We start from the raw sequence: 26688 nt of genomic DNA on the forward strand, positions 1-26688 counted from the left end.
TGCCGTTTTTGAGTGTTGTATTATGGTAACTGCAACGATGTTTTTCAGGAATAAAGTCAGCCTGAATTTTCATAAATGTGGAAAAGCGTTTATTTTTATGTTGCCCTTGTCCTTTCCTTGGGCTAGGGAAATTCGCGTGCATACATGGAAATTAAGGAGAGGATAAATTGTCCAAGGCAGACAGATATAATAAAATGTATCCCATTTCATGGGAACAATTGCAACGCGATTGCAGAGCCTTGTCATGGCGGCTGCTTGAGAAAGGACCCTTTGAAGGCATTCTGGCCATTACCCGCGGGGGACTGGTGCCCGCCGCGATTCTGGCCCGTGAGCTCGATATAAGACTTATCGACACCGTCTGCATTTCTACATATGATTGGAAAGTTCAGGAAAAGAAAGCTACTGTGCTTAAAGATTTCAAAGGCGACGGCGAAGGCTGGTTGCTGGTGGATGACCTTGTGGACACCGGCGGAACTGCCAGACTGGTTCGGGAGATGGTGCCTAAGGCACATTTTGCCACGATTTACGCCAAGCCTGAAGGTCGACCTTTGGTAGATACTTATATCACGGAAGTCAGTCAGGATACCTGGATTCTCTTTCCGTGGGACAGCGCGACTCAGTTCGCTCAGCCCATTGTGAAGGCTTCTCAGGAAGATAATAGTTAAGACATAGTCTTAATACGGCTTAGTACAGACATTTGCATTGCCAGCTTGCGGACAAAGGGAGTCCGGGGGCTGGTTGTGTATTTGTTTTTTTGTTTGATAAATATGTGAAGCTTCGTTGATACGGAACTTCACCAGGGTTTCTAACTAATTCTCAAGGAGTGGATAATGCGTAAAGTTCTGCTTATGGCCATTGTTGCGGCCATGTCCGTGATGCTGGCTTCTGTAGCGTTTGCCGGTGCCAAGAAGGATAAAGTTAAAGTCGGTTTTGTCTATATTTCCCCCGTTGGCGACGAGGGCTATTCCTACGCTCAGGATCAGGGTCGTAAGGCTATTGATGCTCTGCCGTGGGTTGAAACCTCATTTGTCGAATCCGTTGCAGAAGGCCCGGACTCAGAAAGAGTTATGCTGAACTTTGCACGTAAAGGTTATGACATGGTTATCGGAACCAGCTTCGGTTACATGGATCCCATGGTTAAAGTTTCCAAGAAGTTCCCTAAGACCGCGTTCATGCACTGCTCCGGTTTCAAAAGCACCCCGAACATGAGCAATTACTTTGGCCGCATGTATCAGGCCCGTTATCTGACCGGTATCGTAGCAGGTATGATGACTAAGTCCAATGTGATCGGTTACGTTGCCGCTTTCCCGATTCCCGAAGTTATCCGCGGTATCAACGCTTTCACCCTCGGTGTTCGCTCCGTTAATCCCAAAGCAACTGTTCGTGTTGTCTGGACCAAGACATGGTACGATCCCGCACTGGAAAAAGATGCGGCTATCTCCCTGTTGGATATGAAAGCTGACGTTATCACCCAGCACCAGGATTCCCCCGGCCCGCAGGAAGCTGCTCAGGAACGCGGCAAATACTCCATCGCTTACAACTCCGATATGTCCAATATGGCTCCCAAGTCTCACCTGACCGCTGCTATCTGGAACTGGGCTCCCCTGTTCAAGAATGCTGTTGAGCAGCTGCGTGACGGCGTATGGCAGGGTGACGAGTCTCTCTGGTGGGGCATGGATCAGGGTGTTGTGGATATCGCACCTTTCGGTCCCATGGTTCCCCAGAATGTTAAGGACAAAGTTGCTGCTGTAAAGCAGGATATTATTGACGGCAAAAATGTTATTTTCGCTGGTCCCCTCAAGGATCAGAACGGTAAAGTAATTGTTCCCGCCGGAAAATCCATGACCGATCCTGAAATGCTCGGTATGATGTGGTTTGTTGATGGTGTAATCGGGAATACCAAGTAATAATTTATGTTGGGTTATCGCTTACAAAAGCGTGATGAACCTTGGAGCTGGGGCGCCCCGTTTATCGTCGTGGGCGCTCTGGTTCTATCTTTCGGGATCAGCGCGCTCCTGCTAGAATTGCAGGGAAAATCTGCTGTTCAAGGACTCTTCGTGCTTTGGCAGGGGTCCTTTGGTGCTTCATGGGCTTTGGAAGATGCCCTTTTAAAATCTATTCCCATTTTTCTCTGTGCACTGGGCGTCGCCACGGCCTTCAGGATGCAGGTCTGGAATATCGGGGCTGAAGGGCAGTTTGCGCTCGGAGCTATAGGGGCTACATGGGCCGCGCTCACCTTTCCTGATCTGCCCGGATTCCTGCTCATGCCGTTGATGTTTATCTGTGCGGCTATTTTCGGCGCAGTCTGGGCTTATATCCCTGCTATACTGCGGCTTAAATTGCAGGTGAATGAAATTATTTCCACCCTCATGCTCAATTATATCGCGATACTGCTGCTGCAATATCTCGTATTCGGTGCATGGAAGGACCCGGCCAGTTTCGGCTTTCCCGTTACCCCGGAATTTTCTCCGGCAGCCATTATCGGGCAGATCGGTGATACCCGTCTGCACTGGGGATTCGCGATTTGTGTCGGGGCCGGCGTTGCCATGTGGGCATTCATGCGTTTTACGAGACTCGGTTTTGAGATCAAAGTTGCCGGCGAGGGTGAGCGTATAGCTATGTATTCCCGGTTGCCTTACGGAATGCTGACTATTCTGGTTATGGCTATCTCCGGCGCTCTTGCCGGATGGGCCGGCTGTATTGAAGCTTCCGCCACGATCAACAGGCTTCAGCCGTCCATCATGGTCGGTTACGGATATACCGCTATTGTTGTTGCGTGGCTGGCCAGACTGCACCCCCTCTATATCGGAATCTCCGCATACCTGCTTGCCGCGCTACGTGTGGGAGTGGAGAATATGCAGCTTGAGTTACAGACTCCGGCCTCTTTCGGGTCCATCATGGAAGGATTGATTCTTCTTTCTGTGCTCGCCGGCCAGATGTTTGTTACGTATAAGATAGTTAAGAAGAATTAGGCGCTACGCGCTTTTGATAATTTGATTTCGCCTCCGGTGGCAATAATCACATGGATGGTTCTAATGTTAGAAAGTTTTATTGTCCCTTTGCTGGCTGCCACGGTGCAGTCCGGAACACCGATCCTCTACGCGACCCTTGGTGAGATTCTCACTGAGAAGGGCGGGGTGCTCAACCTCGGTGTCGAGGGTATGATGAGTATGGCGGCTTTTGCGGCTTTTTTCATTACCATGACCACCGGTAATCCGTGGCTCGGCTTCATCGCCGGTGGGCTGGCCGGAACATTTATGGCTGCTCTTCACGGCATTGTCTGCATTACCTGCCTTGGTAATCAGGTCGTTTCCGGCCTTGCTTTGACAATTCTCGGCGTCGGGCTTTGCAATTTCCTCGGCACACCGTACATCGGCACAGCAACAAATGGTTTTGATAAATTCAGCATGCCGCTGCTTTCAGCTATTCCATACCTTGGGAATATTTTTTTCAAACAGGACGCGCTTGTCTACGTTTCTTACCTGATCCCTATTTTATTTATGTTTTTTATTAATCGCACCAGTCTCGGTCTTGCGATTACTGCTGTCGGTGAGAAACCTGCTGCTGCGGCGGCTGTCGGGCTGAAAGCCATCCGACTGCGCTGGATCGCGCTTTTGGGCGGTGGATTCCTGATCGGGCTCGGCGGGTCTTATCTTTCTCTTGCCTACACCCATCTCTGGGCCAACGGCCTTTCAGGCGGGCGGGGCTGGATTGCGGTTGCTCTCGTTATCTTCGCATTCTGGAGACCGGGCAGGGCTGTTTTCGGAGCTTATCTTTTCGGTGGAGTAATGGCTTTTCAGCTACGTTTACAGGCCGTGGGAACTCACATTCCGTCCACTTTGCTGCTTATGCTGCCTTATGCCTTGACCATTTTGGTACTGATTTTTTCAGCAGTTCGTGGCCGTAGCGGTAGTGCTCCTGCTCATCTGGGCATCAACATCGAGCCCGAAGGATAGGTTGTGGTATGAGTGTACATCAGGATTTCACCCGTCCCGAATGTCAGAAGGCTACCGGATTCGAAGGTTGTCCTCCTCTTATTTCGCTTAAAGGCATAACCAAACGGTTCGGCAAGGTTATAGCGAATAATAATATTTCACTGGATCTTTATCCGGGCCGCATTAAAGCTTTGCTCGGAGAGAACGGAGCAGGCAAGAGCACGCTTATGTCCATGCTTGCCGGACGTTTTCGCCCGGACGAAGGTTATATAGAAGTTGATGGGCAGCGTGTTGATTTCTCCAATTCCAAGGATGCCATCAAGGCCGGCGTAGGTATGGTTTACCAGCATTTTATGCTGGTTGATTCCATGACTGTGGCCGAAAATGTGCTTCTCGGGCAGGAGGGCGGCTTTTTCGTCAATCCAAAAGAGATGGAAAAACGCGTCCGCAAGCTTGCTGAAGATTATGAGCTTGAGATTGATCCCTCCGCCATTGTTTCGAGTCTGTCCATGGGCGAGAAGCAGCGAGTTGAAATCCTGAAGCTGCTTTACCGCGAAAGCAAAGTGTTGATCTTTGATGAGCCGACAGCGGTTCTTACTCCCCGCGAAGCTTTCCGCCTGTTTGAAGCCCTCTGGGCCATGACCCGTCAGGGAAAGTCCGTAGTCTTTATCAGTCACAAGCTGGAAGAGGTTATGGCCATCGCCGACGAGGTCGCTATTTTGCGCCGTGGCGTTGTGGACGGCGAAGTCCCGCGTGATAAAATTACTTCCAAGGCTGATCTTGCCTGCCGCATGGTCGGTAAAGAGGTTATCCTCGAAGTAAACAAAGAAGAAGTTGAAGTCGGCGATAAGGTTCTGGATGTTAAGAATATGACCGGAATTGGCCTGCGTGATATCAATCTGAATGTACGCAAGGGCGAGGTCGTAGCCATAGTGGGAGTTGCCGGTAACGGTCAGCAGGAACTAGTTGAAGGCGTGTGCGGGATGCGTAAGCCTCCCAAAGATACAATTTTTATCATGGGCAAGCCGTGGCGTAATTTTTTCGCAGAGATGACCTGGAATAATTCCATGTCTTATATTCCGGAAGATCGTTTGGATCTTGCCACTGCCCGTAATCTGGATCTGGTGGATAATCTGCTTTTGACCACGCGGCAGGGATTTTCTTCAGGTCCCTTGATTCAGCATGATAAGGCCGCCAAAGTGGCTGAAGAACTTGTTGAGGAATATGATGTGCGTCCCGGTCGCATCCGGGCTCTGGCGTGGCAGCTTTCTGGCGGAAACCTACAGAAGATGGTACTCGCTCGTGAACTCTATCGTCAGCCTTACCTGATTGTAGCCGAACAGCCTACTCAGGGTTTGGACATTTCAGCTACCGAGGAAGTCTGGAACAGGTTGCTTATGGCCCGGAAAACAGCCGGAATACTGCTTATAACAGGGGATCTTGGGGAAGCGCTGCAACTAGCCGATCGGGTGGCAGTAATGTACTGCGGCCAGATTATGGACGAATTCTCAGTTACAGATAAAGCAAAAGTGGACAAAATCGGTTTACTCATGGCCGGAGTAAAAGAATAAATATTTAGTTTTATAAACGGACTAAGTAGAGATAGTTAAGCAACCCCGCTTTGTTTTACAGAGCGGGGTTTTTGATTGTTTTGAATATAAGACGAAGTGTAGATTCTCGTATGTGAATGCTTGTTATTCAAGACAGGGTTAGAATTGCGTCATTATAGAAAAAAAAGAAGTTTTTTTAGTTCCTGAAATTAATTTATATGATCTTGAATTGAGGATTTTAACTAATCTGTTAGTGTAAAAAAGTTCAAAACTTGTCATGTTGAATATAACTTTGAAGGGTTGAGCTGTGTAAAATTATGTTGATCTTAAAAGTTGTAGTTGTTTTGTTATTTATGATGACATTTTTATATAAAATAGATTTGTGTGAAATTTTTCTCAATGTTCGTTGTGTAGTCATGAAAACTACTGTTTTCTACCGTTGCATAGTTTGTACATCTACGTATTTTTATTGAAATAATCCTCGAATTTGAGTAGATAAAATCTACTTTCATGAGGAGGATTAGAATGAAGACGAATTTTCTGTATGTTGGGGCGGCAGTGGTCTTTGCCGTTCTCGTAATTATTTACTCAACTGCGACCAGTAATCTCAGTGAGGAGATTGCAAGCATCTCCGCTGACAAAAAGATTGAAATTGTTTCCGAAGATCTGGTTGTAAGATTCCCTGTAAACCTTGAATTTAAACGTCCTGAAGTGCTCAATCAGGTTCGTTTTACCCCGGTTAAGTTCTCTCACTTTGATCATCAGGATGTTAACTGTGGTAAATGCCACCATACTTGGGACGGCAAATCTCAGATCAAAAGCTGTGCTGCCGCCGGCTGTCATGATGAACTGAAACATAAAGGTGAGCCTCATTCTTACTTTAAGGCGTTCCATACTCTTAAGAGTGACAGAAGCTGCCGTGGTTGCCACGTTGAAATGAACAAGGCAGGCGAAACTGATATCGCTACTGCTCCTTGCGCAAACAACGCTTGTCACCCAAAACGCGATAGAGCACACAACTAGAAAGTATTTCATAACTTTTCGAGGTTGTACGCTAGAGCCGTCTGTGGTTGCCCTACAGACGGCTCTTTTTTTATGACTCTTGTATGTTGACTTTGTTTTATGCTTTGTATAATTTTAACATACCATACGGTATGGTATTGAAAGGCAGGAGGTGGAATGACAAAGAATTCGACAGGGAATGAGCTCCGGCATTGTGCTGCAGATTTACTGGATGCAGGCTTAAAGTTGCTCGAAACTGAAAGTATTCAGCAGCTGACAATTGATGCCCTGTGCCGGAAGCTGAAAGTGACGAAGGGGTCTTTTTATCATCACTTCGAGAATCGCGCTGATTTTCTGGAAAGGATGCTTGAGCATTGGCTGGAGGGCTGGACGCTTGCCAGCATCGAAGCTGCCGACGAGGGTGTTGATGCAACTGAGCGATTCAACTTGATTGTCGAGAAAGCACACAAGCTGCCCTCTGGAGCCGAGACCAGTATCAGGGCGTGGGCTTTGCATGATGAGCTGGCACAGAAGTATATCGAGCGTGTCGACAGTATGCGAATCGAGTATTTGCGATTAATTTTTGAAGAGATAAGTGGGGATTCTGAGCGGGCAACCCTGCTTTCCAAAATAAGTTACTCTATGTTTTTAGGTGTTCGGATGATGGGGAAAAACATTTCGGAAAAAGAGCATAGCTGTATTCTGGAAACAATGAAGCAGGAGTTGTACCGGATTCCCGTAAAGTAAAGGGGGTATGTATCATGCAGTCAAATATTTTATGGAATGAGGTTGAAGAACTGTTTGCTAAAGTAGAACATGCGTCTTTGGCTATAGTGCGCGTAAACATCGAATGTGATGCTCGCATGACTCTTATGGCAGCCCAGCCGGGAGCGGGTTTCTGGATTAAATCTTTGTGGCAAGGCCGCTTTCCGTCTCAGCCAGCCCTAAGGCTGTTTTGCCGAACAGGACTAAGGCGAAAAGCGACTCAGGCTGAGATAGATACTTTCCTTGGCAAAGTAAGTCTGTACCGCTTCCTCAAAGGATATGATTTACTTTGGAAGGGTATGAATACAGTTCGCGAGTTTGAGGTGGTACGCATTGAAGGTCTTGAAGCGGGGAGGATGAATCCATGAGCCAATCTGAAGCAATCTTAAATTCAATTCCCCAACTGCAAAAAATTTGCGCTAACGCCGATCATGTCTATAGTGTGAAGTTTAAAAGTCGACGCAATATGGAGGATTTTCTGATCCGTTTGATGTCCTACAAGCCGGGGTGGCTTACTCTCCTGTATAAAGTCAGAGGTGTACTGGCCCGAATAATGGGGTTCAAACATAACGAGTTTATGGATCACGGTCTTAAAGTCTCTGATTACAATTTCAAACGTGGCGGACAGGTTGATTTCTTTAATTCAGTTGGTTTTGAAGCGGATAAATTCTGGCTCGGTGCAGTCGAAGATACGCATCTCACCGGATATATCGGAGTGGTTTTAGAGTCTGCTGAAAATGGCATACATCTTTACCATGTATTTACAATTGTTCACTATACACATTGGACCGGCCCGGTTTACTTTAACCTGATCAAGCCGTTCAGCCATTTAGTGGTCTATTGCATGGCTAATTATGCAGCAAAATAAAAACGCACAAGGCAGACCTTGTGCGTTTTATCTTTCATTATGACGGTTACATTTTATTCAAGCAATTCTTCCACTGCGGACATATGAATTTCAAGTTCGCTGTCTTTCAATTTAAGTACATGCTGTAGCTCTTTCATAGACTCTTGAGGGTCATACAGCGGATAATCGCTGCCGAACAGAATCTTTTCCCGTGGATGTTTGTTGATGATTTCATGAAGTATTTTTCTGTCTACGAACGGCAGGCAACTGGATGTATCGAAATAAACGTCCATGCCCGCCAATTCTTCAGCAACCATTTTCCAGTGATACAGTCCTCCCATGTGCGCGCCGATAGCTTTTAGCTTCGGAAAGTTGAGGAGCAGTTTTTTCAGCTTAAGCGGGCAGGATGGATTTTTCTCAGGCGGTAGCTTATCGCCGATGTGGAACATGCATACAAAACGGCCCTGTATCATTTCCATTATGCGGTAAAATTTAGGATCATCCATGAAGAATCCCTGAAAGTCGGGATGAAATTTCAGGCCCTTGATCCCGTTGCGTTCAAGGCGGTCAAATTCTCTCTCCGGGTCGGCGTAATCCGGGTGCATGGTCCCGAAAGTGATGATCCGTTCATCGGATTTTGCAAGCTCAATGGACCAGTTGTTAGCCGGAATGACCTGATCTTGTGACGTAGCGGCGGTATGGATGATGATTCTGTCCAGTCCTGCCCGTGATGCACGGTTGAGAATGTCTTCAGGATGTCCGTTTCCAACTGCTGTTATGCCGTAGTGATCATGAAGTTGCTTAATAACTTTGTCAGCGATTTTTGGGTGAAATGCGTGTGTATGGACGTCGTAATACATGGTTGTTATCCGTGTTTGAAATTACTGAATCAGGGTGTGAATATAAAAATTCACACCCTGTTTATTTCCTCTCACGGGAATCTGAAGTCAGAAAAAATGACGAGAGTCTCGAGCGGGGATTAAAGGTTTGATTAAAATATTTCTTTAAGCCATTCCGGGACGCGGACAGGGCGTCCATCTTTATTTACACAGGCATGCTCGGTAAATCCGGTTGCGACTAGTGTAGAGCGGTCATCCTTGTAAATGTCGTAGATGAACTTGATGGAAGCTCGTTTCCACTGACTGATGCCGACCTGAATGCTTAATTGGTCATCATAATGCGCAGGGGTGCGGTAGCGGCATGAAGCCTCACGTACCGGCAGATAGATGCCGCGTTCTTCAACTTCGGCATAGCTCATTCCCCGTTCACGAATAAAGAGTGAACGGGAGCGTTCAAAAAAGTGCAGGTATTCTGCGTAATATACAACACCCATGGCATCTGTTTCACCGTATGACACGCTGTGGGACAGCCATGAATGCGGAGTCGGGAATTCGTTGTTCATGATTATTAGATCTTCTTTAATACCCACTGCATGAATTTATGCCCGTCCGGGATAATTATTCCGGCCCGGTCAGCATTCTCTTCGGTAAACGAAGTCTCGCCGGAGGCTATCAAGCGTGGTGAGGTCATAATAAATGGAACCGGTGTTTCATCGTGGGTTCTGGTTTCTATTGGAGTGTAGTGGTCGCAGGTGATCACGTAATTTGCTTTATCCAGAGGATATTTCTCCAGCAACGGAGCCACAATGCGGGAATCAAAACGCTCTATGGATTTGATCTTGTCTTCAACGCTGCCCATGTGCCCGGACTCATCCGGCCCTTCAAGGTGAACGTATACGAAGTCGCCGTGTTCAAGAAATTTGAGAGCTGCCTCAACCTTGCCTTCGTAGTTGGTATCCACCAGTCCGGTGGCTCCTTCTACGTCGATAACTTCCATTTCCGAAGCATTTCCGAGTCCCTTGATCAGGTCCACTGCGGAGATCACCGCGCCCTTCAAGCCGAATTTTTTCTCAAAAGGTGGCAGAATCAGCGGACGGCCCTGCCCCCATGGCCAGATGGAGACAGCCTTGGTTCCGTTTTCGGCAAGAAGTTTGGCCGCGTCACGTACCAGTTTATCCAGTCTAGGACTTTTGGCAAATTCACGGACGTCTTCATCGATGGACTTATCGGTCAGGTCGTGGGGCGGACGTATGTGCAGCTCCGCTTCCATCTGCTTCGCTCCGCCTTTCTGAACCAGCAGATGGCGATACTGAATACCGGGGTAAAAAGTAAATTCATCGTTACCGAGTTCGGCCTGCAGCTTTTCCACCAGCGGTACGGATTTATCAGTTCCGATGTGACCGGAAGAGTAATCGTACATGGTGCCGTTTTCCGTGAGTTCGGAAAGATTGACCAGATTCATGCGCCAGACCAGATCATCAGGGTCAAGTTTTAGACCCTGAGCCGCTGCCTCGATGGGGCCGCGACCGGTGTGGTAAGTGGCGGGATCAAAACCCAGCAGAGACATATTCGCAATATCTGATCCGGGAGCCATTCCTTTAGGCACGGTACGACATGTTCCGATCAACCCTTTTCCGGCCAGCATGTCCATATTCGGAGTATCGGCAGCTGCAAGGGTGGTCTTGTTGCCCAGTTCTTCAATGGGCCAGCCGCCCATTCCGTCGGCGATGAGAAAAATGAGTTTCATATGTAAAAATTATCCTTTTAAAATGCGCATGGACATAGTCGGTCTGGTGATGAAGGGCATTTTGTCGATCTCGGCAATAGCTGCTTTCACGTCCTTGGTGCTGGACTTATAGGTGGTGAAAACAACGGGTATATCCTTATCTTCGGGATGACCTTTCTGCACAGCCTGCGCAATGGAAATATTATGTTCTGCGAGGCACTTGGAAAGTGCCGCCATAACCCCGGCCTTATCCTGTACGGTAAAGCGAAAGTAGTATTCCGAGGTCGCAAGTTCCGGAGCGAGAATATTTGCTTTTTCAATGGGAGCGTTGCAAAAGCCGGTGTTATCCGGTCTATCTGTCTTCGCAAGGGCCATTATGTCGGCCAGAACCGCGCTTCCTGTGGGCAGTGATCCAGCACCCTGACCGTGAAAAAAGGCGGGGCCCACGGCATTACCTTCAACTCTAACGGCGTTGTAGTTTCCGCCTACACGGGCCAGCAGCAGGGTGTATTTTACCAGTGCCGGAAAAACACCGGCCTCAAGTTTTCCGCCTACGTCTTGAACCGCTCCAATGAGCTTGACGCGATAGCCGAATTCACGGGCAAAGCGGATATCCTGCCCTTCAATCTTTGTGATGCCTTCTATAGGCAGCTCAGCCAGCGGGTAGTCTTTGCCGTAGGCGACACGGGTCAGCACGCAGACTTTGTGAGCGGCGTCGATTCCTTCGATGTCGAAGGTCGGATCTGCTTCTGCGTAGCCCAGTTCGGTGGCCTGTTTCAGGGCGGTTTCGAACTCCAGATCATTGGTGGACATTTCTGAAAGAATGTAGTTGGCGGTTCCGTTCAGGATGCCGACAATGGATTTAATACGGTTCCCGGCCAGTGAATCCTTGATGGACTGGATAATGGGAATGCCGCCTGCTACGCTTGATTCGTAGTACAGGCCGACTTTATTTTTTGCCGCTATCTTGAAAAGTTCAATGCCGTGCTCAGCCAGCAGATGTTTATTAGCCGTGACTACGTGCTTGCCTGCTTCAAGGGCTTTGATGACGATTTCCTTGGCCACGGTGGTGCCGCCCATGAGCTCCACGACAATGTCTATATTCGGGCTGGATGTGAATTCGTCGAGATCTGCGGTGAATTTTACTTCAGGTCCGGGCAGAAAATCTCTTTTTTTGTTCACGTCGCGGACAAGAATGGATGCGATTTCAAATTTTTTCCCGCATCGTGCGAGGATCACATCTTCATTTTCTTCCAAAATCCGGGCAAGTCCGGTTCCGACTGTGCCGAATCCGGCGATGGCAAGCTTAACAGTTTGCATTAAAACCTCTTAATTCATTTCACGGAGTTCAAAATAACTAACAGGCCGCGTTATATCGCAGCCTGTTAGAAATTTGAATAGTTATCTTTTAACCTTTTGCGAAAAGGTCTTTCATGCCGCGCACGGCCTGATTGATTCTTTGCCTGTTTTCTACAAGGGCCATGCGGACATGGTCGTCCCCGTAGTGTCCGAAACCAAGTCCGGGTGCAACTGCCACTTTGCATTCACGCAGCAGCATTTTGGAGAATTCCACCGAGCCCATATCCTTGAACTGTTCCGGGATAGGCGCCCAGATGAACTGGGTGGCCTTGGGCGGTGTTACATCCCAGCCGATGCGTTGTAAACCTTCGCAAAGCGCATCGCGACGGTCCTGATAAATATCCATGATTTCACGTACGCATTCCTGCGGACCGGAAAGGGCATGGCAGGCGGCGATCTGGATGGGCTGGAACAGTCCGTAGTCCAGATAACTTTTGATGCGGGTCAGGGCCTGAACCATTTCACGGTTACCGCAGCAGAATCCCACACGCCAGCCGGGCATGGAATAACTTTTGGACAGGGAGAAAAATTCGACCCCCACATCCTTTGCTCCGCGTGCCTGCAGGAAGCTTGGTGCCTCGTAGCCGTCAAAAGTGAAGTCGGCGTATGCAAGGTCGTGAATGACCAGCAGGTCGTTTTCTTTTGCGAAATCTACGATTCTTTCAAAAAAAGGAATTTCGGCAGTAACCCCGGTGGGGTTGTGCGGATAGTTGATGATCAGCAGCTTCGGCTTGGGCCATGTCTGACGCATAGCCAGCTCAAGATCTTCAAAGAAATCCCTGTCAACACCGATGGGAATGCGTCTTACATCCGCCCCGGCGATTATACTTGCGTAAGGGTGGATAGGGTATGACGGGTCCGGTGCGAATACAACGTCACCGGGTGAAAGCATAACCAACGCCAAGTGCGCCAGCCCCTCTTTGGCGCCCATGGTAACGACCACTTCCTGATCATAATCCAGTTCAACGCCATACCTTCTTTTATACCAAAGCGCCATTTCTCTGCGAAGGCCTTTGATTCCCCTGGACGCACTGTAGCGATGGTTGGCAGGCTTGTTCGCCGCTTCAATCAGCTTGTCTACAATGTGTTGCGGGGTGGGTAAATCAGGGTTTCCCATGCCAAGATCGATGATGTCCTCACCTTCGTGGCGCATCTGCATTTTCAGTTCGTTCACCTTGGCAAACACATAGGGGGGCAGCCGGTGAACTCTTGGAAATTTGTCCATGGTCGTTACTCCTAAATAATATATAAACTTGAAGTTTATACTTACCTGTGGCGACTCTTGCTGTCAAAATGATTATTTGTCTGATAGGTCTCTTATTCAGCAGTATTAATTTTGGTTTATTTTTAAATTAAAAGAGATATATTTGCATAGTATTAAATTTTGGTGATTAGATGTCTTAAAAAAATGATTTTTGGTGAATAAGGTTTGTAATTGTCGGAGTGACGGTTATATGTATTTTTTTTTCAAATGTTGACAATGAAAAAAAATAACGATTAATTATTAACAGTAAAAATTTTATAGTTGTTGTTTTGAAATTTAAAAACCATCAGGAGGACCCGGTGGCTCTTTCCAAGAGATTCCTTAAAAGCAAGCCTGTTTGCAAAGTTAAGTTTGAAGTGGAGAAAGATCAGGTTGAAAATGGTGAATCCATCTATCTGGTTGGTGATTTTAACGATTGGGATGAGAATTCTACTCCTATGAAAAAACTTAAAAACGGTAAATATTCCGTTACCGTAGACCTCGAAACAGGCCGAGATTACCAGTTCCGTTATCTGGCCGGAGAAAATATCTGGTTCAATGATACCGCCCCGGACAGCACCGAGACGACTCCTTACGGAGATTGTGAGAATTCGGTGGTCAGCGTTTAAAAGTTTATTATTGAATATTCATATTTAAGATTCATATTATGGACGGGAGCAGTTGATGCTCCCGTCCACATAGTGATCTGCGTCTTTTTTCTCATTTCCCGACCCTGATATCTCCGTTCCTTCTTGACCTTGGACCCTCTTTTTTTTAGCTTCATTCATTCTGTTGTTCAGTGTTGTAATCAAGCGGGCCTGAATGTGGCTTGCGCTTACTATATTTATAGAAGAAAAATTAGGGGGACGTAATGGTTCAAAAAGCAGAAAAAATCTGGTTTGACGGTGAATTTGTCAATTGGGATGACGCACAGGTTCATGTGCTGACTCATACTCTGCATTACGGTGCTGGGGTATTTGAAGGTATTCGTGCATATGCTACAGTTGACGGAAAATCAGCTGTTTTCAGGCTTCGTGAACATGTTGTTCGTCTTTTCGATTCCGCAAAAATTCTTGGTCTGACCATTCCTTTTACCGTGGAAGAAATTCATGACGCAATTTTAGAAACCATGAAAGTGAACGGCCTGAAAGAAGGTTACATCCGTCCGCTGGTTTTTATCGGTGACGGTGCCATGGGTGTTCATCCCGGCGCGAACCCCATCCGTGTTTGTATCGCAACATGGCCCTGGGGAGCTTATCTCGGAGAAGAAGCCCTTGAAAAGGGTATCCGGGTCAAAACCTCTTCTTTCAACCGCCATCATGTGAATGCCATGATGACCAAATCCAAGGCATGCGGTAACTACGTCAACTCCATCCTTGCCAAGGTTGAAGCTGTTAAAGACGGTTACGATGAAGCTCTCATGCTTGATACTTCCGGTTTTGTTTCCGAAGCAACCGGTGAAAATATCTTCATCGTGAAAGATAACCTGATCAAAACTACCCCGCTTACTTCCGTTCTGCCCGGTATTACCCGCGCAAGCCTGATGCAGGTTGCACGTGATCTCGGCTACGAAGTGGTAGAGCAGCTTTTCACCCGTGACGAACTTTACATTGCTGATGAGGCTTTCTTTTGCGGTACCGCCGCGGAAGTTACTCCCATCCGCGAAGTGGATAACCGTGTAATCGGTGAAGGCAAACGCGGCCCCATCGGTACTGTCCTCCAGAAAGAATACTTCAACGCCGTTAAAGGTGGAAATGAGAAGTACAAAGGCTGGCTGGATTACTACGAAGTTTAGTATTTAAATATTGATTGGTGACCGGTGTTGCACTGGTCACCAATCGATTTTTTTACGTTTTATAAATTAATGATGCGTAGCATCATAAAAGTTTTTGGGATTCTTAAACCCTTTCTGCAAAAAGGTTTTAAGGCCCCCGGCAGGGTCGCCGAAGGCATAGAATGAGTACATCGAATCTGACAGCAAAATATCGTCCGCAGACTTTTGGTGAAGTCGCCGGACAGAATGCAGTCAAAACTATCCTTTCCCGTGCTGCGGCTCAGGATAAGGTCGCTCCCGCGTATCTTTTCAGTGGAACACGCGGAGTAGGTAAAACCACCATCGCCAGAATTTTCGCCAAGGCGCTAAACTGTAAAAATGCACCGACTGCCGAACCATGCAATGAGTGCGAAAATTGCCGCCAGATCACAGCCGGGGTCGGTGTGGATGTGGTTGAGATCGACGCTGCTTCTCATGGTAAGGTCGATGACGCACGTCGTCTTAAAGAAGACATCGGCTACGCGCCCATTGAATTCCGTTATAAGGTTTTTATCATCGATGAAGCGCATATGCTCACCGTGCAGGCTTTTAACGCCCTGCTGAAAACTCTGGAAGAGCCACCGCCGCACGCTACATTTATCATGGCGACCACGGAGACTCATAAGTTCCCGGCCACCATCATCAGCCGCTGCCAGCATTATGCATTCAAGATGCTCACTAATGACGAGCTTACATCCCATCTCACCAGTATTCTGGGTATGGAAAAAATTGAATTCGAGCAGGGCGCGGTTGATCTTATCGCAAAACGCGGTGCGGGCAGTGTTCGTGATTCCATGTCCCTGCTGGGGCAGGTGCTGGCTCTCGGAAGTGATAAACTTCTGGAAGAAGATGTCCGTTCCATCCTCGGTCTTGCCGGGAAAGATGTTTTCTTTTCGCTTATGCAGGCTATTCATGAACGTGATCTGGTTTTAGTAGGCGATACCGTGCAGCAAGTGCTCGGACGCGGGCTGGATCTGGGATTTTTCATCCGCGAGCTTGGAAATTGCTGGCGGAATATGTTCCTGCTTAACCAGTCCGGTGAACGGGCAATCCCGCTGCTTGGCCTTTCTTCTGAAGAAGCAGCCGAGTTCATGAAATGGGCACAGACTTTTGACCGTTCGTTTATCCATGCCTGCTGGCAGATGACGGTGGACGGACAGCGAAAGGTTATGACCAGCCTTGAACCTGCAATGGCTCTGGAACTTTTGCTGCTTAATATGGCCAGCCTTTCCGATCTTATTTCCATGGAACGGGCCGGAGCACTCGCTGCATCCGCGCCGCGTTCTCAGTCTGCTCCTACTGCTCCTGTCAATCGGCAAGCCCGGCAGAATGCCGCGCCGAATCAACCTCCGGCTGGTCAGCCATCCGGTGCAAATTCAGGAGTAAGCGGTCAGACACCACCGTGGCAAGGGGGCGGGCAGCAGTCCATGCAGACGCCACCTCCGGTTCAGCAGCAGGTTCCGCCTCAGAATCAGGGCATGGCTCCTCAGGGAGCGGGTGCTAATGGCCGTCCCATGGGCAGAACTGAGTCCGGGGCATCTGCCGGCAGCAGGTCCAAAAGTGATGCCGGGGCTGATGATTCATCCCTCCCTGACCGGGCAGAAACAGAATCCTTTTCCGACCTGAACCCTCCGGTTCCAGAATCTGAAATCAGTGAATCGCAATCAGTGCCGCCGTTGGAGCATGTTCCTGAACCTGCTCCGGTAAAGCCTTCATTTCCGGCTGCTGTAAGTGGGCCTCGCGATTTCGAGGGCTTTCTAAAATATGTTGAGGACAGCGGAAATGCTTCTATTTCAGGTCTGAATAAATGTCAGGGTGAGTTTGTTGATGGAAAAATTATACTGACATGCGCCAATTCTTTCCATAAGGGACAGGTTGCCGGGCGTGAGACCCGTGGTGTTATCGAGCGCCTTGTTTCAGAATATTTCGGTCCGGACGCTGAACTTAAAATTGAAGTCAGTAAGAAGGGCAAACGCAAGAGCAGGCAGGAAATCCGAGATGAGGTGGAAGCCCATCCGGATGTGCAAAGGGTGATGGAATCCTTCGGGGCTAGCATTATTGCCATTGATCCCCGTAAGGATGTGTAAGGATATCGGGTGATTCTCCGAATATTTCGGGCTTCATTAACAAGTCAATTATCTCAAGGAGTAATATAATGAAAGGTATGAACGATCTCGTACGTCAGGCTCAGGTTATGCAGCGCAAAATGACTGCTTTGCAGGAAGAACTCAAAACACGTGAAGTGGAAAGTTCCGCCGGTGGCGGAATGGTTAACGTGAAAGTTAACGGTTCCTCTGAAGTGCTTGAAATCAAGATTGATCCTACTATCGTTGAATCCGGTGACGTGGAAATGATTCAGGACCTCGTTCTCGCCGCTGTTAACGATGCCAACAAAAAAGCCAAAGCCATGATGGAATCAGAAATGTCCGCCATCACCGGTGGTATGAACATCCCCGGCATGTTCTAAATTATTTTGCCTCCGGCGGCAGGGGAAGGGAAACTTTTCGGAAAAGTCTCCCTTCCCCAGACCCCATCCCTTCAAAACTATTTAGTAGGGCTTCGCCGCAGGAGATGTACAGTTGGGGACGATTTACGTGATATTTTTATCCACACAATATTTGTGTGGGTGTGTGAAGCTTAGACGGTACTATTGTTAACCGATGCGAAGCTTATTAAAAGTTTTTGGGATTCTTAAACCCTTTTTACAAAAAGGGTTTAAGCCCGCGGAGAGCCGCCGGAGGCTTATTTATGGAAAATTTACCTGAGCCGCTACGGGTTGTAGCCCAAGAGCTTGCAAAGTTACCGGGGCTTGGCCCCAAATCAGCACTTCGCATTGCGCTGACCATGCTCAAAATGCCTAGAGAGAAGGTTACGGGCATAGGACAGAGCGTGATTGATCTGCGTGAGAAGCTTTGCATCTGTGAACAATGCGCCAGCATTACTGATACCTGCCCGTGTAAAATATGTTCCGATCCCAAGCGCGAGCACGATAAGCTTTGTCTTGTTTCGGAATGGGATTCCCTGCTGGCTATTGAAGAAATGGGGCTTTATCGTGGGTATTATCTGGTGCTCGGCGGACTGCTATCTCCGCTGGACGGAGTGACTCCGCAGCAGCTTGAGTTTCAAAAGCTGGAAGAGCGTCTTGCCACAGGCGAAGTAAAAGAACTCATCCTTGCGCTTGGGGCAACTGTTGACGCCGAAGCGACTGCCTCATTTATTAAGAACATGATTGAAAATAAATTTCCTGAAGTTTCACTTTCCCGCTTGGCTCAGGGCATCCCCATCGGATCGGAAGTAAAGTATACTGACAAAGAAACGCTCCGGCAGTCTTTGGAATACCGCCAGAAGCTGTAGAAAAGTATAAGCCTTAGACTAAAACTATTTCACGCCCCCCGCGAGGCCGCCGGAGGCCTGCACAGGACCAATTGATGTCGGATATTTTAACGGGTGAAGTCCGTACAGTTGTTTATCATAACGAGGAAAACGGTTACATCGTAGCCCGTGTATCATCCAAAGATGAGCCTTCACAGATCACTGTTGTGGGAGTGCTGGGATCACTGACTCCCGGAGAGTCGGTGGAACTGCATGGACGCTGGAAACAGCATCCGAAATTCGGCCGTCAGTTCGAGGCTGATTTTTATGAGCGGGTCCGTCCGGCAACTGAAGCCGGGGTTATCCGGTTTTTGAAATCTTCATCCATCAAAGGTGTGGGGGAGTCCATCGCAACAGACATGGTCAAGGAATTCGGCATAGAAGTGCTGGATATACTTGATGATGAACCGGAAAAGCTGCTTAAAATCAAAGGTATTTCCAAGAAAAAGCTGGAAGATATTAAAGAGTCATGGTCCTCTCAGCGTGAGATTAAGAACCTGATTTTATTTTTGCACACTCACGAAGTTCCTCCTACTTACGCGGCTAAAATATTTAATCTTTACGGCGCGCAGGCTGTCACCAAAATCAGCGAAAATCCGTATGAGCTGGCTTATGAAATACGCGGTATAGGTTTTAAGACCGCGGACAACATGGCTCTTAAGCTGGGCTTTGCGGCCGATTCTCCGCAACGGATTGAGGCGGCCATCGTTTACTCTTTGTTTTCGGTAAGCGAGCGGGGTGGGCATATGTTTTCTCCAAAGGCGAAGCTTGTTGAAGATGTAGCCAAGATGCTCGGCGGCGTTGATCTTGAACTCATTACTGACGGCATCTATTCACTCGAAGAACGCAAACGGGTCCGGGTGGAAAATCTTCCGGAGCAGGATATAGATGAAGCGGTTTTCCTGATGCATTTTTACCGTTTTGAGCGGGAAATATGCAAACGGCTGCATGGACTCGTCAGTCATCCTTCTCCGGTAAGTCAGGAAAAGGTGGAAAAGGCCCTGCCTGAAGTTGAAGCTGAACTCGGATTTGAGCTTTCGGGTGAACAGCGCGAGGCCGTCTTAGAAGCCTGTATTAATAAATTTTTCATTATCACCGGTGGGCCGGGTACAGGTAAAACCACCATCACCCGCGCCGTGGTCATGACCTTGAAAGAGCTGGGGCTTAAGATCAAGCTTGCCGCTCCGACTGGAAGGGCGGCCAAACGCTTATCTGAGGCAACCGGGCGACAGGCTTCCACCATCCATCGCATGTTGCAGTTTACTCCGGACAGCGGCGGTTTTTATTACAATGAAGATCAGAAGCTCAAGGCTGATGTGCTGGTCGTGGACGAGGCTTCCATGCTCGATGCCCAGCTTTGCCTTGCTGTACTGCGCGCAGTCCCTTTGACCTGCCGGGTGATTTTCGTCGGCGATGTAAATCAGCTTCCGTCCGTCGGGCCGGGTAACGTGCTTTCTGATCTTTTGAAGAGCGGAAAGGTTCCAAGTGCCGTATTGAATCATATTTTTCGTCAGGCTCAGGAAAGCTATATCGTAGTCAATGCTCACCGCATTAATGACGGCGAATTCCCGCTCGGACATCCCGAAGAGGCTCCGCAGGCGGACTTTTTCTGGATTCCGCAGGAGTCTCCGCTGAAAGTGCAGGAGATGATCGCCCAGACTGTCTGCGAAAGAATCCCTGAGCGGTACGGCCTTGATCCCATGACTGACGTGCAGGTTCTTACTCCCATGCATAAGGGTGATGTTGGAACTCAGAAATTGAATGCCTTGCTGCAGGAAAGGCTTAATCCCGGTAATGGTAAAGGGCTCAAGCGCGGCTTTGTGGAATATCGTGTCGGGGACCGGGTTTTACAGCTTCGCAACAACTACGACAAAGAAGTCTTTAACGGAGACCTCGGTCGGGTTATGTATATTAATACCGAGGATAATGAGCTTACCGCCGAATTTGACGGCAACATAGTGCATTACGAGCTTTCAGAACTGGATGAGCTGACCCTTGCCTACGCGGTCAGTGTGCATAAGTCTCAGGGCAGCGAATATCCGGCGGTGGTTATGCCGATTGTTTCCCAGCATTACCTGCTATTGCAACGGAATCTGCTTTATACCGGGCTTACAAGGGCCCGTAAGCTGGCAGTTCTCATCGGCAGTAAACGTGCCTTTCACATCGGTTTGAACAACGTAACTGCGGGCAAACGGTTTACCAATCTTCGTCATCGCATCAAGCAGATCTTTGACGAGAATTTATTATAAGTACCTAAATGTTTCGCTTGATGCCGTGGAAGGCGCTCCCTTCGTGTGGACGGGAGTGCGCTCCCATCCGGCCCATTGAAGGCTGAATTACCTTTTGCGTCTTTCCCGGACCCAGCAGTTGCCTTCGATGGATTTTGCCCATTTTTTCAGGGATGCTGCCTGCTCCCCTATTTTCATCAGGTTCTGGTCCGGTTCGCAGTCGAGGATAGCCAGAGAAACGGAAACCAGCGGAAAAGTGGAAATTGATCCGTCCCGTCCTCTGCCTTCCATCCAGCCGTTTGCTGCATCATGTTCATTGTAATTTTTCTTAACAAGCCTTTTGAAAATGCGGGTTATCGACTTGCATATACGCTCTGCTTTGTCAGGATTCGTGACCATTACAAAGTCATCACCGCCGATGTGCCCTACAAAATCATCACAAGCTCCATGTTTTTTGCCGGCCCAGGATATTATATTGCTGATCTGAAGGATAATCTTGTCGCCGTTTTTGAATCCGTAGGTATCGTTGTATACTTTGAAGTTATCCAGATCAGCATATATAATGCTATACATTTTGTTCATTTTCATGCGCCGGTCGATTTCTTTTTCAATATCGAGATTGCCCGGCAGTCCGCTTAGCGGGTTGGTCCCTTTGGCCATTTCCACCTGTACATGGGCAAGCGTGTCCAGTAGCTTCTGTACTGAAACCGTACCCATCAGCTTATCTTTCCAAGTGACTATAACATCATCGTAGGCATTTTTTCTGGGACGGGCCATGGCTTTCTGAGATACTTTTTCCACGGTGGTTTCAAAATCAACTATGAGCGGGGATTCATCCATGACGGATGATATTGGTTTGTTGGAATAAAGAGCCACACCGTATTTGCCGGAGAGGTGCTTGTTAAGATTGTATTCCATGACCAGACCGCAGGGATAATCGTTTTTGACCACTACAACGCTGTTCAGGGCGTGGGTGTCCTTGAATTTTTGCTGCACGATGGGCACCGGGATGTCTGATTCAACGGAATCAACCTTATTGACAAGATTCTTTACTGGGATTCCATAGCTCGCGGTGTTTGAAAAAATATCGGAATTGTGGCGCATGGTCAGTGCTTTTTCCGTTAGTTGCGGCTTTTCCCGTTGCGGTTTTGCGAAGAAATACCCCTGTGCCAGATGCACTCCCATGTCAGTGACTGTGCGTGCCTGCTCCTGAGTCTCTATGCCTTCCACAAGTAATTTAGCGCCTATCTTTTCCGCAAAGTCTGTAAATGTTTCAATCAACGCGCGATTGACATGATTGGTTTCGATGTTGTCCACAAAGGATTTATCCAGCTTTATGTAATCCGGTTTGATCTCAGCGATAGAGGTAAGTCCGGAATACCCAGTACCGGCGTCGTCGATTGCCACCATATATCCCTGGTTACGATAGTGATCCAGCGTTTTGCGGAAGGTCAGGAAATCTTTAACACTGTGTCTTTCAGTGATTTCAAAAACAATATTTCCGGGTTTAAGTCCCCATTTATCGAGTAAAATTCTGGTCTGACCGGGAGTAAAGTTGGGGTCGACTATAGTGCGGGGATGAATGTTCAGGAAGAGCTTATGCTGCGGCGAATGCTCCCCGAAAGCCCTGATTGCTGCTTCGCGGCTGATCTTTTCAAGTTGGAATAGCTTGCCGATCTTCTCCGCCATATCAAAGAGGGTAAGCGGTGAGCGGAAAGGGGAGTTGCGTGGCCCTCTGGCCAGAGCTTCCCAGCCGTGGATGGACTTATCATTTAAATTAACAATTGGTTGGTAATGGCAGCGTACATCGGAACTGGTGATGATGTCGTTGAATTCGTTGCTGAGTTCGAGTTTTGAAATATCCGCGCTTTTTTGAGCCTCAAGGCGTGCTTTACCCATGGCGGAAAGGAATCCGGACCAGAGTTTGTCGTTTGTTTGTTCAGCCTGAAATGATGAGTGTCCGCTGTTTATGGTGATGCTGTTTCCGGTGCGGCTTATCTGGTCGCTTTTCAGCCCGTTTTCAATAGTGACTTTAAATTGGTAGGCAAGCTCCTGCAGGGAAAAATTATTCATGCTGTCCGTGGGGTCCAGAAAGAAGAATTCTCCGGAATTAAATGAAAATATATGGAAATCGTCATGTTGCAGAGTTTTCATCCCTTCTTTTGTAATGGCCTCGCGTAGCTCTGATTCAAGTTGATTCGACCATTCAGGGCCATACATGGCTGATAGAGTCGGGAAATCCTGAACAGCAAAATATAAAATGTTCAGCCGACCGACGTTTTGAATCAGACTCCCGATTCCAGGCCCTTCGATGATTCTCAGTTGTTCTTCATGCGCACCGGAAAAATCTGTTGTCTTTTTTTTCAATAATTGCAGCATTATGTTTATCCCCGACAGATTAATAATTTCTACGTTTAAGCTGTTGTACCACTGTGTTTCAGTATGATTTTCAGAAGTTACTACTAATTTATTGCGGGGTGTTACTGTGTTGTTACAATGAGTTTAAGATTTGTTGCGTTTATTTTTTGCGTAGGGGTATAAGTCGTCGGGGGTACGGCTCGACTATTTTAGCATGTATCCTGATGACTTACTGGCTTAATTTCCGTACATTGCAGAGGGTACTGGTCATACTGATCACGATTCCTACGGTAATCTTTACCAATGCCATGCGTGTTGCCTTTGTCGGTGATCTGGTTCGAGAAAGGGCTGAATCCGGAGAAGCGGATGAAACGACTTTAGTTTTTTTTAGATATAAATAGAGGGTGCAGGATGCAGAATTAGGCATCCTTCATTTTTGGTAGGATCTTTGGCCGGATTAATACTTAAACTTGTGTCAAATAGGGCGTATATTTTTAATCAGAATTAAAATAGGTGCAGACTCTGCTCCGGTATTGCCGTTTTAATTGATACGCCCGGTTCCAGTTCTCCGTTGCTGATCATTTTTCGCGGCACGAGAGCATAGATTTCCATGCCGTCATAATTAAGGGTTACCCTGGCATGAAATCCACCGGCTGTGATACCTTTAATGGTGGCGTAAAAACTATTCTGTTTGTGATTTTCACCGATTTCACTCCCCAGCATAACCTCTTCCGGTCGAAAGGCCAGATACTTTTCTGTCGCGGTTCTCTGGCCTGTATAACTGAGTGTTAACCCACCTAGCTTTACGCTGTCTTTGGTATGACTACAGGGGTGGATGTTCGTCATTCCTACGAATCCGGCTACGAATTTTGAGCCGGGAGAATTGAAAATATCGCGGATTCTGCCTTTGCGAATCAACTGCCCGTTTTTGATTATAGCTCCGTTGGTGGAAAGGTAGAGGGCTTCATCAAAGTCGTGGGTGACCATGACAAACGTAATCCCGGTATCGCGATGAAGATCTTTAAGCAGATCCTGCACTTCCTGCCTGAAAGCCGGGTCCAGTGCGGAAAGCGGTTCATCAAGCAGCAGCACGGAAGGATTGACCAGCAGTGCCCGGGCGATGGCCGCTCTTTGGCGCTCCCCGCCGGAAAGGTGTTGCGGCGTGCGGGAAAGTAGCTGAGAAATGTTGAGTTTTTCCGCCAGTTCAGACGCCTTGCGAGTCGCCTTTTGGGGTTCTATTCCTTTATACCTGGCGCCGAAGATTATGTTTTCCAATACACTTAGGTGCGGGAACAGGGCGTAATCCTGATAGACTATGGACAGCTTTCTTTTTTCAGGGGGCAGGTGGGCAATCTCGGTGCCTGAAATTTTGATGGACCCGGAAGAAATCGGGACCAGTCCGGCGATAGTTTCCAGAAGTACAGATTTACCGGAGCCGGTCGGGCCGAGCAGGGTGAAAAAATCACCCTCTGCAATGTGCAGATCGATGTCTTGCAGACCGAATTTGGGCAGTTCAACATTTAATTTTTCAATTTTAATCATGATTCTCTACTCCCCAGTCCGCGTGAAAGAAGTCGCAGTGCCGCGAAAAGTACTAGTGATAGGAAGATAAGCCAGATTGCCACCGGGCGGGAGTATGCAAGCCCGTAAGCGGTAAAACGCTCATACATGAGGACCGGTGCGATCATGGGGTGGTAGGCCACAATGACCACCGCGCCGAATTCACTTAGCGCACGGGCCATGCACATGATCATTCCGGTCAGCAGCGAGCGCCACGCCAGCGGCAGGGTGACTCTGAAAAAAGTCTGTGATGGGGATGCCCCCAGTGTGCGTGCCGCCTTTTCCAGCCTTTCAGGCACGTTTTCAAAACCATCTCTGGCGGCGTTAAGATAAAAGGGCAGCCCCACGAAGACCAGCACTGCCACAATACCGGTATTGGTTCCCATGATGCGGATGCCGGCATCAATAAGAATCTGGCCGATCCAATGGTTACGGCCCGCGATGGACAGCAGTGCGATACCTATGACCGGGTGCGGAATCATGATCGGAATGTCGATGATGGATTCGATTAATCCTTTGCCCTTGAAATCCTTGCGGGCCAGCAGGAAGGCGAAAGGAGTACCGATAGCAAAGGATATCAGTGCCGCCAGTCCGGCGCAGAGCATGCTGCGTGTAATTGCCGCGCGTACATCCTGATCCATGATTGTCTGGAACAATTCATCATAGCTGGAGCCGAGAATCAGCTGGCTCAGCGGAACCAGAATGAAGCCGAGGACCAGTATGGTCGAGATTATGCCGCTTACCGATGTTTTATGAAATTTTCTCATAGGCTGGGATGAGGAAAGCCGGAATTAAATGTCCGGCTTTCCTGTTTTGGGAGTCAGTTTATTTTTTTTCCTTAACGAGTTTCTGAAGTTCGGCAGGCATCTTTTTGATCATCGCTTCGTCAGGAACGATAGCTGGAACAAAGGGAGGCTGGCCCATTTCTTTCAGGATTTTAAGACCGCCTTCAGGGGAGAGCATGTAGGCCATGAAAGCTGTTGCAGCGGCCTTGTTGGGAGCATCTTTAAGCTCAGTGATACCGTAAGTGATGGATTTACCGGTGCGCTCAATGGTGGTGCCGGGTTTCTTTCCGCTGACGGTAACTTTCGCCTGCTTGTAGAAGTTGTTGTATTTGTAATCGGAAAGATTGATGTGTTTATTAAGGGTTACATACTTCAAGCCGTGCTGAACTGCCACGGAGAGATATTCCCATGCGTAGTCCATATTTCCGGTTTTGAGCAGGGAAATAAGTTCAACTGATTTAGGGCGGACCCATTCTTTTTTACGATGAGAGATCAGCTTATTATACAGACCTTTTTTACCGTAAAATTTTTCAGCAAGCTGCATGACCATAACACTGCGGTATCCGCAAGGGTCGATGTTGGGATCGGAATAGCCCCACACAACGCCGGGCTTGGTGAGGATTTCGTACCAGTTGTCGGCGTTTATTTCCGATGCGAATTTGGATTCGTCTGTGTAGCAGAGCACCAGCTGGTTTGTAGCAAAACGGATGTTGAAGTCCGCGTATTTGGGGATCAGGTTTTTGTCGATAACCACGTAGTCCGCGGACGCCATGATGTCTGCGGGTTTACCTACTTCAGAGATCATGCGGGCCATTTTTGTAGAGCCGCCTGCTTCTCGTTTGATATCAACACCCGGGTGCATGGCTTCAAATTCTTTTTCCATCTTGGCGAGCGGGACAGAAAGGCTGCCGGCATGGAACATAATAACATCGCCGCTGATTTTATCCGCAGCAAAAGACGGAATAGCGAAAACCAGCGAAAGCATAACGACCATCAGTCCTACAAAAATTAAACGCATTCTTCACACTCCAGTTTATTAAATTAAAAGGAAATCTCAATAACCGTATATTTAGTAGGGGAATTATTGTCAAATTCGACATATGTCTTTTAGGGCATAATAAAAGAGAGGCCAATTTAGAGAGTGGTAGGAGTGTTCGGGCAAAAAAAAAGCAGCATTAAAATGCTGCGCGGTACGGACCATTTGTCCGGTGAAGATACACATGGGCGCAAAATTCAGGTTCAAATTTTTGTAGGGTCCCTGAATTTTTGCGCCTTCCCCTGTATATGATACCGCTTTAGTAAGATG

Annotated in this window: 25 protein-coding genes; 16 read left to right on the top strand and 9 right to left on the bottom strand. The window is 48.0% G+C overall.

Annotated elements, in window-relative coordinates; translation table 11 throughout:
- Positions 1 to 167: 167 nt before the first annotated feature.
- The 9 genes from gpt (at position 168) to ACKU35_RS11195 (ending at position 8120) form a co-directional block, all read left to right on the top strand.
- Positions 168 to 665 (top strand): xanthine phosphoribosyltransferase, encoded by a 498-nt coding sequence (gpt, locus tag ACKU35_RS11155; RefSeq protein ID WP_319759294.1) that lies wholly within the window; start codon positions 168 to 170, stop codon positions 663 to 665.
- A gap of 165 nt (positions 666 to 830) precedes the next feature.
- Entirely contained in the window at positions 831 to 1907 is a 1077-nt protein-coding gene (locus ACKU35_RS11160; RefSeq protein WP_319759295.1) for a BMP family ABC transporter substrate-binding protein, read from the top strand.
- A gap of 6 nt (positions 1908 to 1913) precedes the next feature.
- A complete protein-coding gene (locus tag ACKU35_RS11165) occupies positions 1914 to 2972 on the top strand; it encodes an ABC transporter permease (protein ID WP_319759296.1) in 1059 nt (352 codons plus the stop codon).
- Positions 2973 to 3035: 63 nt separating this feature from the next.
- Complete coding sequence (locus tag ACKU35_RS11170) at positions 3036 to 3956, top strand: ABC transporter permease (protein WP_319759297.1); 921 nt, start codon at positions 3036 to 3038, stop codon at positions 3954 to 3956.
- An 8-nt stretch (positions 3957 to 3964) separates the two neighbouring features.
- Entirely contained in the window at positions 3965 to 5506 is a 1542-nt protein-coding gene (locus tag ACKU35_RS11175) for an ABC transporter ATP-binding protein (RefSeq protein WP_319759298.1), read from the top strand.
- 504 nt (positions 5507 to 6010) lie between these two features.
- The gene (locus tag ACKU35_RS11180; RefSeq protein WP_319759299.1) at positions 6011 to 6508 is read left to right on the top strand and encodes a cytochrome c3 family protein; all 498 of its coding nucleotides are present in this window, start codon (positions 6011 to 6013) and stop codon (positions 6506 to 6508) included.
- A gap of 156 nt (positions 6509 to 6664) precedes the next feature.
- Entirely contained in the window at positions 6665 to 7234 is a 570-nt protein-coding gene (locus ACKU35_RS11185; RefSeq protein WP_319759300.1) for a TetR/AcrR family transcriptional regulator, read from the top strand.
- Positions 7235 to 7248: 14 nt separating this feature from the next.
- Positions 7249 to 7620 carry a pyridoxamine 5'-phosphate oxidase family protein gene (locus ACKU35_RS11190; protein WP_319759301.1) on the top strand — a complete coding sequence of 124 codons (372 nt, stop codon included), beginning with the start codon at positions 7249 to 7251 and terminating at the stop codon, positions 7618 to 7620.
- Positions 7617 to 8120, top strand: a complete 504-nt coding sequence (locus tag ACKU35_RS11195; RefSeq protein ID WP_319759302.1) for a DUF2867 domain-containing protein — start codon at positions 7617 to 7619, stop codon at positions 8118 to 8120. Before ACKU35_RS11190 ends, ACKU35_RS11195 begins: the two co-directional genes overlap by 4 nt.
- A gap of 53 nt (positions 8121 to 8173) precedes the next feature.
- Here the strand turns inward: ACKU35_RS11195 and ACKU35_RS11200 are convergent, their stop codons facing one another.
- From ACKU35_RS11200 to ACKU35_RS11220, 5 genes are all read right to left on the bottom strand, one after another.
- Entirely contained in the window at positions 8174 to 8959 is a 786-nt protein-coding gene (locus tag ACKU35_RS11200; protein WP_319759303.1) for an amidohydrolase family protein, read from the bottom strand.
- Between the two features lie 131 nt (positions 8960 to 9090).
- Complete coding sequence (locus ACKU35_RS11205; protein WP_319759304.1) at positions 9091 to 9501, bottom strand: thioesterase family protein; 411 nt, start codon at positions 9499 to 9501, stop codon at positions 9091 to 9093.
- 5 nt (positions 9502 to 9506) lie between these two features.
- A complete protein-coding gene (locus tag ACKU35_RS11210; RefSeq protein ID WP_319759305.1) occupies positions 9507 to 10685 on the bottom strand; it encodes a cofactor-independent phosphoglycerate mutase in 1179 nt (392 codons plus the stop codon).
- Between the two features lie 9 nt (positions 10686 to 10694).
- Positions 10695 to 11984, bottom strand: coding sequence for a homoserine dehydrogenase (locus tag ACKU35_RS11215; protein WP_319759306.1), 1290 nt, complete (start codon positions 11982 to 11984; stop codon positions 10695 to 10697).
- Between the two features lie 88 nt (positions 11985 to 12072).
- Positions 12073 to 13248 (bottom strand): aminotransferase class I/II-fold pyridoxal phosphate-dependent enzyme, encoded by a 1176-nt coding sequence (locus ACKU35_RS11220; RefSeq protein ID WP_319759307.1) that lies wholly within the window; start codon positions 13246 to 13248, stop codon positions 12073 to 12075.
- A gap of 338 nt (positions 13249 to 13586) precedes the next feature.
- Here ACKU35_RS11220 and ACKU35_RS11225 point away from each other — a divergent pair, with 338 nt between their 5' ends.
- From ACKU35_RS11225 to ACKU35_RS11250, 6 genes are all read left to right on the top strand, one after another.
- On the top strand, positions 13587 to 13895 hold the full coding sequence (locus ACKU35_RS11225; RefSeq protein WP_319759308.1) for an isoamylase early set domain-containing protein: 309 nt from the start codon (positions 13587 to 13589) through the stop codon (positions 13893 to 13895).
- A 242-nt stretch (positions 13896 to 14137) separates the two neighbouring features.
- Positions 14138 to 15061, top strand: coding sequence for a branched-chain amino acid transaminase (locus ACKU35_RS11230; protein ID WP_319759309.1), 924 nt, complete (start codon positions 14138 to 14140; stop codon positions 15059 to 15061).
- Between the two features lie 161 nt (positions 15062 to 15222).
- Positions 15223 to 17166 carry a DNA polymerase III subunit gamma/tau gene (gene dnaX / locus ACKU35_RS11235; RefSeq protein WP_319759310.1) on the top strand — a complete coding sequence of 648 codons (1944 nt, stop codon included), beginning with the start codon at positions 15223 to 15225 and terminating at the stop codon, positions 17164 to 17166.
- A 68-nt stretch (positions 17167 to 17234) separates the two neighbouring features.
- The gene (locus tag ACKU35_RS11240; RefSeq protein ID WP_319759311.1) at positions 17235 to 17546 is read left to right on the top strand and encodes a YbaB/EbfC family nucleoid-associated protein; all 312 of its coding nucleotides are present in this window, start codon (positions 17235 to 17237) and stop codon (positions 17544 to 17546) included.
- Positions 17547 to 17827: 281 nt separating this feature from the next.
- Positions 17828 to 18433 carry a recombination mediator RecR gene (gene recR, locus ACKU35_RS11245; protein WP_319759312.1) on the top strand — a complete coding sequence of 202 codons (606 nt, stop codon included), beginning with the start codon at positions 17828 to 17830 and terminating at the stop codon, positions 18431 to 18433.
- A 74-nt stretch (positions 18434 to 18507) separates the two neighbouring features.
- Positions 18508 to 20700 (top strand): ATP-dependent RecD-like DNA helicase, encoded by a 2193-nt coding sequence (locus ACKU35_RS11250; protein WP_319759313.1) that lies wholly within the window; start codon positions 18508 to 18510, stop codon positions 20698 to 20700.
- 87 nt (positions 20701 to 20787) lie between these two features.
- Here the strand turns inward: ACKU35_RS11250 and ACKU35_RS11255 are convergent, their stop codons facing one another.
- Positions 20788 to 23058, bottom strand: a complete 2271-nt coding sequence (locus ACKU35_RS11255) for a bifunctional diguanylate cyclase/phosphodiesterase (RefSeq protein ID WP_319759314.1) — start codon at positions 23056 to 23058, stop codon at positions 20788 to 20790.
- A gap of 203 nt (positions 23059 to 23261) precedes the next feature.
- Between ACKU35_RS11255 and ACKU35_RS11260 the strand changes: the two genes are divergently transcribed.
- Positions 23262 to 23438: a hypothetical protein gene (locus ACKU35_RS11260; protein WP_319759315.1), complete on the top strand. Its 177-nt coding sequence runs from the start codon at positions 23262 to 23264 to the stop codon at positions 23436 to 23438.
- Positions 23439 to 23541: 103 nt separating this feature from the next.
- Here the strand turns inward: ACKU35_RS11260 and ACKU35_RS11265 are convergent, their stop codons facing one another.
- The 3 genes from ACKU35_RS11265 to wtpA are packed head-to-tail and all read right to left on the bottom strand — an operon-like array spanning position 23542 to position 26400.
- Positions 23542 to 24579, bottom strand: a complete 1038-nt coding sequence (locus tag ACKU35_RS11265) for an ABC transporter ATP-binding protein (RefSeq protein WP_319759316.1) — start codon at positions 24577 to 24579, stop codon at positions 23542 to 23544.
- Positions 24576 to 25364: an ABC transporter permease gene (locus tag ACKU35_RS11270; RefSeq protein ID WP_319759317.1), complete on the bottom strand. Its 789-nt coding sequence runs from the start codon at positions 25362 to 25364 to the stop codon at positions 24576 to 24578. The genes ACKU35_RS11265 and ACKU35_RS11270 overlap by 4 nt, the downstream gene beginning before the upstream one ends.
- Positions 25365 to 25422: 58 nt before the next feature.
- Positions 25423 to 26400 carry a tungstate ABC transporter substrate-binding protein WtpA gene (gene wtpA, locus ACKU35_RS11275; protein WP_319759318.1) on the bottom strand — a complete coding sequence of 326 codons (978 nt, stop codon included), beginning with the start codon at positions 26398 to 26400 and terminating at the stop codon, positions 25423 to 25425.
- Positions 26401 to 26688: the final 288 nt, after the last annotated feature.

The organism is Maridesulfovibrio sp. (genome assembly GCF_963676065.1).
GTDB lineage: Bacteria > Desulfobacterota > Desulfovibrionia > Desulfovibrionales > Desulfovibrionaceae > Maridesulfovibrio.